Annotated in this window: 10 protein-coding genes; 4 read left to right on the forward strand and 6 right to left on the reverse strand. The window is 56.5% G+C overall.

What is annotated here, in order from left to right; translation table 11 throughout:
- Positions 1 to 252: 252 nt before the first annotated feature.
- Positions 253 to 1554, reverse strand: coding sequence for a glutamate/aspartate:proton symporter GltP (gene gltP, locus ACXKZG_RS20930; protein ID WP_488875439.1), 1302 nt, complete (start codon positions 1552 to 1554; stop codon positions 253 to 255).
- Positions 1555 to 2086: 532 nt separating this feature from the next.
- Between gltP and acs the strand changes: the two genes are divergently transcribed.
- The 3 genes from acs to ACXKZG_RS20945 all read left to right on the forward strand — a co-directional run bounded on the left by acs (position 2087) and on the right by ACXKZG_RS20945 (position 6145).
- The gene (gene acs, locus ACXKZG_RS20935; RefSeq protein ID WP_488875440.1) at positions 2087 to 4042 is read left to right on the forward strand and encodes an acetate--CoA ligase; all 1956 of its coding nucleotides are present in this window, start codon (positions 2087 to 2089) and stop codon (positions 4040 to 4042) included.
- 136 nt (positions 4043 to 4178) lie between these two features.
- A complete protein-coding gene (locus ACXKZG_RS20940) occupies positions 4179 to 4490 on the forward strand; it encodes a DUF485 domain-containing protein (protein WP_013200401.1) in 312 nt (103 codons plus the stop codon).
- Positions 4487 to 6145, forward strand: a complete 1659-nt coding sequence (locus ACXKZG_RS20945) for a cation acetate symporter (protein WP_013200400.1) — start codon at positions 4487 to 4489, stop codon at positions 6143 to 6145. The genes ACXKZG_RS20940 and ACXKZG_RS20945 overlap by 4 nt, the downstream gene beginning before the upstream one ends.
- Before the next feature lie 41 nt (positions 6146 to 6186).
- On the opposite strand, the gene ACXKZG_RS20950 is transcribed toward ACXKZG_RS20945, so the two are convergent.
- The 3 genes from ACXKZG_RS20950 to ACXKZG_RS20960 form a co-directional block, all read right to left on the reverse strand.
- Entirely contained in the window at positions 6187 to 6732 is a 546-nt protein-coding gene (locus ACXKZG_RS20950) for a YfaZ family outer membrane protein (RefSeq protein ID WP_013200399.1), read from the reverse strand.
- Positions 6733 to 6877: 145 nt separating this feature from the next.
- Positions 6878 to 7576: an LrgB family protein gene (locus tag ACXKZG_RS20955; protein ID WP_013200398.1), complete on the reverse strand. Its 699-nt coding sequence runs from the start codon at positions 7574 to 7576 to the stop codon at positions 6878 to 6880.
- Positions 7569 to 7997, reverse strand: a complete 429-nt coding sequence (locus ACXKZG_RS20960; RefSeq protein ID WP_134823251.1) for a CidA/LrgA family protein — start codon at positions 7995 to 7997, stop codon at positions 7569 to 7571. The genes ACXKZG_RS20955 and ACXKZG_RS20960 overlap by 8 nt, the downstream gene beginning before the upstream one ends.
- Positions 7998 to 8098: 101 nt before the next feature.
- Between ACXKZG_RS20960 and ACXKZG_RS20965 the strand changes: the two genes are divergently transcribed.
- The gene (locus ACXKZG_RS20965) at positions 8099 to 9016 is read left to right on the forward strand and encodes a LysR family transcriptional regulator (RefSeq protein WP_013200396.1); all 918 of its coding nucleotides are present in this window, start codon (positions 8099 to 8101) and stop codon (positions 9014 to 9016) included.
- A gap of 509 nt (positions 9017 to 9525) precedes the next feature.
- On the opposite strand, the gene ACXKZG_RS20970 is transcribed toward ACXKZG_RS20965, so the two are convergent.
- Positions 9526 to 11175: a Na+/H+ antiporter gene (locus tag ACXKZG_RS20970; protein WP_013200395.1), complete on the reverse strand. Its 1650-nt coding sequence runs from the start codon at positions 11173 to 11175 to the stop codon at positions 9526 to 9528.
- Between the two features lie 168 nt (positions 11176 to 11343).
- Positions 11344 to 12693: an NCS2 family permease gene (locus ACXKZG_RS20975; protein WP_013200394.1), complete on the reverse strand. Its 1350-nt coding sequence runs from the start codon at positions 12691 to 12693 to the stop codon at positions 11344 to 11346.
- Positions 12694 to 12939: the final 246 nt, after the last annotated feature.

Here is a 12939-nt window from a genome sequence, read left to right on the forward strand (position 1 = left end):
TAACAGGATGAGATTAATTATCACCTGTCGTCTTAAATTTGGATTAAATCGCTATTTTAAAAGCCTTTCGCTTAAAAAATGACTTCTCTGGAATCAGGGAGATGGCGGGCATGGAAAAAAGGAATAACGCATTAATACATTAACGATATGAATTAATCTGCTGCGAAAAAGGGTGTGATTTTTGCGAGGTGGGACAAATCAGATGGATGAAGGCTGGCAGCAGGAAAACCTGCCACCAGCACCAGCGTTAAATCAAGACGTCGAGGCTAAGGTCTTCATTTTAGACTCGTAGGCAACCGCCTGTTTAGCATCAAACTGGTTCTCCCACTTGGCAATAACCAGCACCGCCAGCGCATTACCGACCACGTTCAGCGCGGTACGCGCCATATCCATGATACGGTCAACACCGGCGATAAAGGCCAGTCCTTCCAGTGGGATACCGACGCTACCCAGCGTGGCCAACAGCACCACAAAGGAGACGCCTGGTACGCCAGCAATGCCCTTTGAGGTCACCATCAGCGTCAGGACCAGCACGATTTCCTGCCCAATCGACAGGTCAATACCGTACAGCTGGGCGATAAAAATCGCCGCAATGCTCTGGTACAACGTCGAGCCATCGAGGTTAAACGAGTAGCCGGTCGGCACCACAAAACTGGTGATGGATTTCGGCGCGCCGTAGGCTTCCATCTTCTCCATGATGCGCGGCAACACGGTTTCGGAGCTAGAAGTGGAGTATGCCAGGATCAGCTCATCTTTCAGGATGCGCATCAGCGTGGTAATCCGCAGGCCACAGAGCCGGGCCACCGCGCCCAGCACCACAAAGGCGAAGAACAGGATGGCGGCGTACACCAGGATCACCAGCTTCGCCAGCGGCCACAGGGAGGCGAAACCAAAGTTGGCGATGGTCACCGAGATCAGCGCAAACACGCCAATCGGCGCATAACGCATGATCATGTGCGTGACCTTAAACATCGCTTCCGAGGTCGAGCGGAACACCTTCAACAGCGGGTCGCGGTGTTCAGACGGCAGCGAGGAAAGCCCCAGCCCGAACAGCACCGAGAAGAAGATGATCGGTAGCATGTCGCCCTTGGCGATCGCGGCAAAAATATTCTGCGGGATCAACGACAGGATGGTGTTGACCAGGCTGTGCGCCCCGCTCTGCACCTGTGCCGTGGTTGCTTCATATTTAGAGATGTCCACCGTTGCCAGCGTCGACATATCAATGCCGTAGCCAGGTTTAAACACATTCGCCAGGGTAATCCCTACCACGATGGCAATGGTGGTAATCACTTCGAAATAGACGATGGTTTTTACGCCAATGCGTCCGAGTTTTTTTGCATCACCGACGCCGGCAATACCGACAATCAGCGTAGAGATGACGATCGGCACGACGATCATTTTGATCAGGTGAATAAAGATGTCACCGGCCGGGCTGAGAATGTTGGTGATTAACCATTCACGTTCGGATGGCTGATTATGCAATATAGCGCCGACGATGATCCCCAGTACTAACGCCGTCACTATTTGCCAGGCAAGGCTGAATTTTACTTTCATAACTTGTCTTTTTCCTTAACAAAACCCGGTCTCCGCACGCAGTTGGCGGAATGAATCACTCTCAAGGGGAGTAGGCCGAAGTCGGCTAATTCGCGGATGATGGATGGTTGAAACCTGAATTTCAGGCGCGTGATAAGTACCATTTTCACTGGGTAAATTGCAACCCTCGGCGAGATGTGGCTACTTTATGGCCTGCGGACAGGATAAAGCTCTGAAACAGCCCCACACAAACTAAGCCATTGTTATACTTGGCAATATTTGTTACTGATAAAGCATATCTATGCAATATCGTGCTGTGACCTGAAATAGCCCTGCGGTTCGGTTGTCTACTTTTCACTCAGCCCAGCGGCCTGCGTCGGCGTTTTGACCGACGGAAATAAAGGCAAATTTCGCGTCTCCGGCGGCCGTTTTCGCGCTTTTCATTACCTGTTGTTATGACGTGATCTGTGGCGCAAAAAGCAAACAAAACTCCCCGGCTCGCTTCAATTAACCTTTGATTGACATATCATTAACATCTTCAAGGAGAATAGCCATGAGCCAACAACACCGACATCCTGTTCCCGCCAATATTGCGGAAAACACCCTGATTAATGCCCAGCAGTATGAGTGCATGTACCAGCAGTCCGTGCAGGACCCCGATGCCTTTTGGGGCCAGGAAGGTAAAATTCTCGACTGGATCAAACCCTATACCGCGGTGAAGAACACCTCGTTCGCGCCGGGCAATATCGATATTCGCTGGTTTGAAGACGGCACGCTGAACCTGGCGGCCAACTGTCTCGATCGCCATCTGCACAGCCGCGGTGACCATCCGGCAATTATCTGGGAAGGCGATGATGCCAGTGAAAGCAAAACCCTGACCTTCCGCGAGTTACACCGGGAAGTCTGTCGCTTTGCCAACGTGCTGCTGGAACTCGGCGTGAAGCGCGGCGATGTGGTGGCTATTTATATGCCAATGGTGCCTGAAGCGGCCGTTGCCATGCTCGCCTGCGCCCGCATTGGCGCGGTGCATTCGGTTATTTTTGGCGGCTTCTCACCGGAAGCCGTTGCCGGCCGTATTATCGACTCCAACGCCCGTCTGGTGGTCACCGCCGATGAAGGCGTGCGCGCCGGCCGTTCAATCCCGTTAAAGAAAAATGTCGACGATGCGCTGGCCAATCCTGGGGTGAAATCGATCGCCAACGTGGTGGTGTTCCGCCGCACCGGCAAAGAGGTGGCCTGGGAAAATGGTCGCGATCTCTGGTGGCACGAGCTGGTCAACAAAGCCAGCGCCCACCATCAGCCCGAAGAGATGAACGCGGAAGACCCGCTGTTTATCCTTTATACCTCCGGCTCCACCGGCAAACCGAAAGGCGTGCTGCACACCACCGGTGGCTATCTGGTGTATGCGGCGACCACCTTCAAATATGTCTTTGATTATCATCCGGATGACGTCTACTGGTGTACCGCTGACGTTGGCTGGATCACCGGGCACAGCTATCTGTTGTATGGCCCGTTAGCCTGTGGCGCCACCACGCTGATGTTTGAAGGGGTGCCAAACTGGCCGAAACCCAGCCGGATGGCCGAAGTGGTCGATAAGCATAAGGTCACCCTGCTGTACACCGCACCGACCGCCATTCGCGCCCTGATGGCCGAAGGTGACAAGGCGATTGCAGGCACCGATCGCAGCAGCCTGCGCATTATGGGTTCGGTCGGCGAGCCGATTAACCCGGAAGCCTGGGAATGGTATTACAACAAGATTGGCGACGGCCGTTGCCCGATCGTCGATACCTGGTGGCAGACCGAAACCGGCGGCTTTATGATCACCCCGCTGCCGGGTGCCACCGAGCTGAAAGCCGGTTCGGCGACCAAGCCGTTCTTCGGCGTGCAGCCGGCACTGGTGGACAACGAAGGCAATCCGCAGGAAGGCGCGGGCGAAGGCAATCTGGTGATTGTCGACTCCTGGCCGGGCCAGGCGCGCACGCTGTACGGCGATCACGATCGCTTTGAACAGACCTACTTCTCCACCTTTAAGAACATGTACTTCAGCGGAGACGGTGCCCGTCGCGATGAAGATGGCTACTACTGGATCACCGGCCGCGTGGATGACGTGCTGAACGTCTCAGGCCACCGTCTGGGCACGGCAGAGATTGAGTCGGCGCTGGTGTCGCATCCGAAAATCGCCGAAGCGGCGGTGGTCGGTATTCAGCACAGCATTAAAGGCCAGGCGATTTATGCCTATATCACCCTGAACAGCGGTGAAGAACCGTCAGCAGAGCTGTATGCCGAAGTGCGTAACTGGGTGCGTAAAGAGATCGGCCCAATTGCCACGCCGGACGTCTTGCACTGGACGGATTCACTGCCAAAAACCCGCTCGGGGAAAATTATGCGCCGTATCCTGCGCAAAATTGCCTCCGGCGATACCAGCAATCTTGGCGATACCTCAACCCTGGCCGATCCTGGCGTGGTAGAAAAACTACTTGAAGAGAAACAGTCTATTAAGATGCCTTAAGTCCGGTTAATAGATTTCCTTTATTGATGGGCAGCGTAATAAAAAGTCGTTAATAACGCTGCCCATTATTCCTTTCACTGACCATTACCCTTTTTAAAAAAATAAACCCTGTACTTATACCTCTGGAGACTCTGTGATGAATGAACTTATTTATCAACGGATAGAAAAGAGTGCACGCTTTAAAGAACTGGTGAGAAAACGCCAGGCCTTTGCCACTCTGCTCTCCGTCATCATGCTCATCCTGTACGTCGGTTTTATTCTGTTAATTGCCTTTGCGCCTGGCTGGCTGGGCGCGCCTCTGCATGCCGGTACCAACGTAACCCGTGGTATTCCCATTGGTATTGGCCTGATCGTGATCTCTTTCCTGCTGACCGGCGTCTACGTCTGGCGCGCCAACGGTGAATTCGACCGCTTAACCCGTGAACTGCTGAAAGAGGTGAAAGGATGAAGCGCCCTCGTTTATTGCTCTGTCTGGCGGCGCTGCTGCCGTTCTCTGCCCTGGCGGCGGATGCGATCACCGGTGCGGTGCAAAAGCAGCCCACCAATTACGAAGCGATCGTGATGTTCCTGATTTTTGTCGCCTTTACGCTGGGGATTACCTACTGGGCGTCGAAACGCACCCGCTCGCGCAGCGATTATTATACCGCTGGCGGCAATATTACCGGCTTCCAGAACGGGCTGGCGATGGCCGGTGACTTTATGTCCGCCGCGTCATTTTTGGGTATTTCCGCGCTGGTTTATACCTCCGGGTATGACGGGCTGATCTATTCGCTGGGATTCCTCGTTGGCTGGCCGATCATCCTGTTCCTGATTGCCGAGCGTCTGCGTAACCTGGGGCGCTATACCTTCGCGGACGTGGCGTCCTATCGTCTGAAACAGATGCCGATCCGCACGCTGTCCGCCTGTGGTTCACTGGTGGTGGTGGCGCTGTATCTGATTGCGCAGATGGTGGGCGCAGGCAAGCTGATCCAGCTGCTGTTCGGCCTGGATTATCATGTTGCGGTGGTGCTGGTCGGGATTTTGATGGTGATGTATGTGTTGTTCGGCGGCATGCTGGCCACCACCTGGGTGCAGATCATCAAAGCCGTGCTGCTGCTGTTCGGCGCGTCGTTTATGGCGTTTATGGTGATGAAAACCGTCGGCTTCAGCTTCAATAACCTGTTTACCCAGGCGATGGCGGTGCACCCGAAAGGCGTTGAAATTATGCGTCCTGGCGGGCTGGTTCACGACCCCATCTCCGCGCTGTCGTTGGGGCTGGGACTGATGTTTGGTACCGCTGGCCTGCCACATATTTTGATGCGTTTCTTCACCGTCAGCGATGCCCGTGAAGCGCGCAAAAGCGTGTTCTATGCCACCGGCTTTATGGGCTATTTCTACTTCCTGACCTTTATTATCGGCTTTGGTGCGATCCTGCTGGTCGGCGCGAATCCGGCGTTTAAGGATGCCAGCGGCGTGCTGATCGGAGGTAACAATATGGCGGCGGTGCATCTGGCGGATGCGGTTGGCGGCAGTCTGTTCCTCGGCTTTATCTCTGCCGTGGCCTTCGCCACCATTCTGGCGGTGGTCGCCGGTCTGACCCTGGCGGGCGCTTCGGCGGTCTCTCATGACCTGTATGCCAGCGTGTTCCGCAAAGGCCAGGCCACCGAGCTGCAGGAGCTGCGGGTGTCGAAAATTACCGTGGTGCTGCTGGGCTTTGTCGCCATCGCGCTGGGGATTATGTTCGAGAAGCAGAACATCGCCTTTATGGTCGGGCTGGCGTTCTCTATCGCGGCGAGCTGTAACTTCCCGATTATCCTGCTGTCGATGTACTGGTCGAAACTGACCACGCGTGGCGCGATGATTGGCGGCTGGCTGGGGCTGATTACGGCGGTGATGCTGATGGTGCTGGGCCCGACAATCTGGGTTCAGGTGCTGGGCAATGCCAAAGCGATCTTCCCGTATGAGTATCCGGCGCTATTCTCGATGTTAGCGGCCTTTATCGGCACCTGGCTGTTCTCGATCACCGACAGTTCGGCATCGGGCGCAGAGGAGCGTAAGCGCTTCCAGGCACAGTTTGTGCGTTCACAGACGGGTGTCGGGATTGAAGGCGGGAAATCACACTAAACGGGCGTTGAGGGGCGGATCGAACGATCCGCCCTTGCGCATCAGAAGTGAACTGACGCACCGACATAAGGACCATCAGCAATGACGTTGTCTTTACGACCGTCTTTGCCGTTCATGGTCATGTACTTATAGCCCACGCGCACGTCAACCAGCGAGATTGGCTGGAAGCTCACGCCGCCAGAGGCTTCCTGGTAGTTGTCGATATGGCTGGAGAACGCGTCCGGCGAGTAGTAGTACTCACCAAATACGTTGAACATGTGGGTGACCGGCACCTTCACGCCAGCACCGACGGCAACGGCATAGCCATCTTTGCTGTCAGTTGGGTTGGTCGACATCACTTTCGCGCCAGGCGACAGGAACACATCGCCAATCGCGACGTTATAACCCAGACCCAGGCTCTCAACGTTGCCATCATGATCGCTACGCAGCCAGTCACCTGAAAGCGCAAATCCTGGGGAATCGGTGCCCAGACCCAAATGCAGGTTGGTGTAATCACGACCGACGTCAACGCCGCCATCGATTGCCTGCGCGGATCCTGCCAGCGCCAGAAGCGCCAGTGCGCCTGCGGTAGTTGCCACTGCTTTCATTTTTTATTCTCCTGATGAATTTACTCACACCCTGTACGGGCGGCCTCGCAGAGTAAACCAACTGCCAGCGTATTCCTATGAGACATCACTGACAGAACGCAGAATTTAGTTAACATTACAAAACAGCAGTAACAGGATGTGTCTGTCAGACCGTGGCCCACAGCAAATGGCCAATCGCCGGGGCGATAATCACCGTCACTACGCCAGACAGCATCATCACCAGGCTTGATACCACGCCCTCTTCCTGGCCGATTTCATAGGCGCGGGCGGTGCCGGCACCGTGCGACGCCGCGCCAAATCCGGCCCCTTTCGCCATGCCCTGTTTCACCGCCAGACGGATAAACAGCACGTCGCCCACTGCCATACCAAACACCCCGGTGATCACCACAAACAGCGCCACCAGGTCCGGCTGTCCACCGAGCTGTTTCGCGGCGGCCAGCGCAAAAGGCGTGGTGATCGAGCGCACCGCCAGGCTGCGCTGGATGGCTTCCGGCAGCGTTAACATGCGCGCCAGCCACACCGAGCTGAACACGGCAACCGAGGTGGCGGTGATCACCCCGGCGCTCAGCGACATCCAGTGGCGGCGGATTATCGCCAGGTTTTCATACACCGGCACGGCAAAGGCCAGCGTTGCCGGGCCGAGCAGCCACAGCAGCCAGTGGCTTTCGCCGATATAGTTCTGCCAGGAGATATGGGTGATCACCAGCAGCGCCACCAGCACCATCGGCGTCATCACCAGCGGCATCATCAGCAGTTTATGCCAGCGGCGATACAGCCGTTTGTTGAGGAAGTAGATCGCCAGCGTGGCGATCAGACAGAGTACGCTGACCCGCAGATCATTCATGGTTGCGCGCCTGTTTGCGTTCCGCCAGCCAGATTTCGAAGCGATAAACGCGATCGACCACCAGCGCGGTAGTTGCAAGCACCAGCAGCGTACTGATGCCGATCACCAGCATGATGCGCCAGCCTTCGACGCGCAGCAGTTGCGAGTAGTTGACCACCGCCACCACCGCCGGCACAAAGAACAGCAGCATTTCCGCCAGCAGCCAGCGGGAGCCGGCTTTAACCCAGTCCAGCGGCAGCACGCGCAGCATAATCAGCGCCAGCAACAGCAGCATGCCGACGATATTGGCCGGCAGCGGCAGGTGGAGCCAGTCCACCAGTTGCTCAGCCACTAAAAAGAATCCGATATACAGCGCCACCTGTAATGGCACCTGAACACGTTGCAGCCAGCCCGTTCTTTGCGGATGTAATGCTAACGCCATAATGACCTCTCCCCGAGATTGCGAGTGGGTAGTATAAATCGGTAACAAAGAGTGAAAAAAATGACTTAATATTATTCAAACTATGCCATTCAGGAATGTTTATGGACGTCCGAGCCCTGCGTTATTTTGTCGAAGTGGTCCGCCAGCAAAGCTTTACCCGCGCGGCGGAGCAGCTGTTTGTCACCCAGCCGACCATCAGCAAGATGCTGCGCCAGCTGGAAGATGAGTTGGGCTGCACGTTGCTGATCCGCGAAGGTCGCAAGCTGCATCTGACCGATACCGGGCAGGCGGTTTATCAGCGCGGGCTGACCATCCTGCAGGAGTTTAAGCAGCTGGAAGCGGAAATCACCGATATCAATGATTTAAAAACCGGCGAGCTGAGGCTGGGGATCCCGCCGATGGTCGGGATGCAGATTGCCGGTTCGATTTCGGCCTTCCGTCACCGTTATCCCGGCGTGGAGCTGAAGATTTCCGAATTTGGCGGCCTCACCGTGCAGCAGGCGGTGTTGTCCGGCACGCTGGATATCGCGTTGACCGCATTGCCGGTGGCCGATGATTTGCCGCTCAATTCGCTGCCGTTGATGAGTCATCCGTTATGCGTATTGGTGCCGCGCACCAGTGAATGGTTGCGGCGCACGCATATTCCGATTGCGGAGTTAGCCGGGCATCCGATCCTGATTTATAACGAGGAGTTTTCGTTAAACCGGCAGTTAATGAAGGCGTTTCAAAACAGCGGTTTTGCGCCACAGATCGCGGTGCGCAGCGGTCAGTGGGATTTCCTGGCGGCGATGGTGCAGGCGGGCATGGGCGTGGCGATCCTGCCCGAGCCGATTTGCCAGCGTCTGGATAAGAAGCATCTGCTGTGGCTACCGTTAGAGTCGGATTTGGTGTGGAAGCTGGGGTTAATCTGGCGGGAAGGCAGCTATCTGTCGAAAAGCGCGCAGGCATGGATTGCCTGTTGTCGCGAGTTCTGGCCGGGCCAGGCCCCGACGCTGTCGGTTGGGAGGTTGAAAGAGTGAAGGGCAAAAGGGCTGAAGGTCAAAGGCTGAAGGGATGAGGGTCAAAGGCGGTTCGGGGTACGGCGTCAGCATAGAGCACGTTTTCCGGGACGCCGTAAATCCATCCCTGGAGGCTTGGCTGCGGCATCCCTGCCGCAGACACCCGGCTAACGTGCTCTATGCCGCCACCCACTAACACTGACGTTTTGGATTGGGCCGGTGGACACACAGGTCAAAAAAAATGGGTTTGACGTGTGTGTCCACAATCGACCATTCAACGCTGAAGCTTGAGGGGAAGGGTGAGAGGGGTGATAAGCAAAGCATCGGCGACAGGGATGTCGCCGCTGAGCCCCCAGGGATGGGTTTACGGCGTCTTTGCGTTCACCCCTCTCTCCCTGAGCAAATCACCAGCACACCCAGACGACCTACGCGCTAACAGCAAAAACCCACACTCACCCTACCACCAGCACATCCAGACGACTCACGCTACCAGGCGAAAGCCACCAGCACATCCAGACGACCTGCGCTATTTACTCTTCTTTCTCGATCAGCAGCGTTTCCAGCAGGTCGAGATCGTGCAGTAATTTCTGCATGGTTTCGTTGCTGATTTTCTGCGTGGCGCGCAGGTGATACAGCTCGCCTCGCTCAGCCCGCAGTGCCGTCAGGCGGAAGCGGCGCTCCAGATTCTCGGCGTACAGCGCGCGCTCCAAATCCTCTTTGCCGTCGACGCGGCGGCGCAGATTGCCGGTGACGCGCGAACTGACCTCTTTTACCAGCTCCGGATCGATGTTCTCTTCGGTATCGGCGGCCAGACGCTCTTCCATCTTGTGCAGACTTTCAATCGCCGTGCCGGCCATCACTGCCCGCGCCATCTGCACTTCATGACGATGGGCGGTTTTATCCATGCCTTCAATGCCACGCAGCAATAACGGCAGCAGAATCACACCCACCAGCAGCGAGAACAGGATCACGCCCGTCGCCAGGAACACCAGCTCGTAACGTGCCGGGAAGGCATCGCCATTGGTCAGGAACAGCGGAATCGACAGCACACCGGCCAGAGTGATCGCTCCGCGCACGCCGGCAAACGAAGCAATCAGCAGCTCACGGGTTGAGTAACTGGTGAACTCCATCGGCTTCTTCTTCAGCAGGCGCTTGCTGATCTGCTGCATCGCCCACAACCAGCTAAAGCGCACGATCATCAGCGCGGCGTAAATCAGCACCACCGACAGCGCCAGCATCCAGAAATCGACGTTAGGATCGGCTTCGGCCAGATTCATCGAGTTGGTGAGGATGTCCGGCAGCTGCAGGCCCAACATCAGGAACACCATGCCGTTAAACACGAATTCCAGCATCTGCCAGACGCTGTTAGCACGCAGACGCATCGCCAGCGGTGCCTGACGGATAATCCCGGAACGGGAAATGGTCATCCCCGCCGCCACCGCCGCGAGAATCCCGGACACGCCGATATGTTCGGCAATCAGGTAAGAGGCAAACGGCAACAGCAACAGCAGCACGGTTTGTGTCGCCGGGTCATCACCGCTCCAGCGGCTGAGCAGACGCAGCGATTTACCGTACAGCCAGCAGATGGCGATACCGGCTAACAGCCCGCCAATGGCGACCTTCAGGAACTCGATGGTGGCCCCGGAGACGGTAAACACCATGGTGCCCATCGCGACCGCGACGGCAAACTTCAGCGACACCAGGCCAGAGGCATCGTTCATCAACGCCTCGCCCTGCAAAATCGCCATGATTTTCTTCGGGATGCGCCCTTCCCCGACAATGCCGGACAACGCCACGGCATCGGTCGGTGACAGCACCGCTGCCAGCGCAAAGGCCGCCAGCAACGGAATGCCCGGCACCAGCCAGTAAATCAGATAGCCAATCCCGACCACGGTGATCAACACCAGCACCAGCGCCAGCCCGATAATTTCGCGGCCGTGGTTCAGAAACTCACTGGTCGGGGTTTTCCAGCCATCGGCAAACAGCAGCGGCGGGATAAACAGCACCAGGAACAGCTCGGGATCGAAGTCGACATGCAAACCAAACGTCGGCCAGGCGAGCAAGGCACCCATGGCGATCTGCACCAGCGGCAGTGGGATTTGAAACGGAATGATGCGGGCAGCGACGCCTGAGAGCGACACCATCAGCGTCAAAATGAGGATGGTAAAGAAGATTTCCATGTTGTCCTTATCTGTCTTCCTGCGAAATACACAAATGCCAGTCGGAACGATCGACCTGAGAGAATAGTAAAACAAAAATGCGGTGGGTTTAAAAACAGGAAGTGCGCTATCGGGGGATTAATGCATTTAAAGGCTAAAATCAGGGGCCGACGGGCGGCCCCTGACGGTTTAGATCGCCCAGCCGCCGGCATAGAATGCCACCAGCGCCACCGCGATAATCACCGTGCCGGCGTTCAGCTTGCGCCATTCGCCCGCAAAAATACGGCCAATCACCAGTGAACCGAAGCCCAGCATGATGCCGGTCACGATATTACAGGTCAGCACGATAAACACCGCGGCCAGCAGGCCGGACATCGCATCAACAAAATCGTCAAAATTGATTTTTGATACGTTGCTCAGCATCAGCAGGCCGACATACATCAGCGCCGGTGCCGTGGCATAACCCGGCACCAGATAGGCCAGCGGCGACAGGAACAGGATCACCAGGAACAGCAGGCCGACGACGATTGCCGTCAGGCCGGTTTTGCCGCCCGCCGCCGTTCCGGCCGCCGATTCGATATACACCGCCGCAGGCGATGCGCCCACCAGACCGGCGAAGATGCTGCTGACCGAGTCGGTGGTCAGTGCCTTGCCGCCGTTGATGATCTGATTGTCTTTGTCCAGCAGGTTAGCCTGTCCGGCAACGGCACGGATGGTGCCGGTGGCATCGAACACCGCAGTCATCACCAGCGCCAGCACGCTTGGCAGTACCGCAGGCTTCAGCGCACCCAGGATGTCCAGACTGAACACCAGCGAATGACCATTGGCATCATTCAGGCTTGGCATGGCAAACAGCCCCTGGTACTTCACCGCCGGATCAAAAATCAGCCCGAGAATGGAAATGGCGATAATGGTCAGCAGAATGCCGCCCGGCACGCGCAGCTTTTCCAGACCGAAAATTGCCGCCAGGCCAACCATCGACATCATCACCGGGAACGAGGCGAAATCACCGAGCGCCACAGGCAAGCCCGGCGCAGGGTTTTTGACCACCAGGCCAACGCCGTCCGCGGCGATCAGCAGCAGGAACAGGCCAATCCCAACGCCCGTGCCGTGCGCCACGCCCATCGGCAGATTACGCAGGATCCACGAACGGATGCCGGTGGCGGAGATGATGGTGAACAGGATCCCCATCAGGAACACCGCACCCAGCGCCACCGGCACGCTGATATGCTGTCCCAATACCAGGCTGAAGGCGGTAAAGGCGGTCAGTGAGATTGCACAACCAATCGCCATCGGCAGATTGGCCCACAGGCCCATGATCAGCGATCCGAAGCCCGCTACCAGACAGGTGGAGACGAAGACCGCCGTCGGCGGAAAACCGGCTTTGCCGAGCATAGACGGCACCACGATCACCGAATAAACCATGGCAAGGAAGGTGGTCAGGCCCGCCAGAATTTCCTGACGGACCGAACTGCCGCGCGCAGAAATGTTAAACCAGCTGTCCAGCGAACCGCCGGGCTGATGAGAAGGAGTCGACATAGTGAAAAATCCCCTGAGATTTCTTATGAGTTATTGATGCGTGACGCATGAAGCTGACTGATTCAACGTTTCACCATCCCAGGACGCACTGTTCACAGACCGCGAAAACCCGTTAGCCGGGCAACGGTCGGAAAAAAGGCAAACGTTTACTACGTCACGCATTAAGCCGCACTATTTTAAAGGCAAACGATTATCCAGCCTTTATCAGTGCATTATCAACTCCTGATCGCACCTATATTTGCAGCA

Source organism: Erwinia sp. 2186, assembly GCF_057812255.1.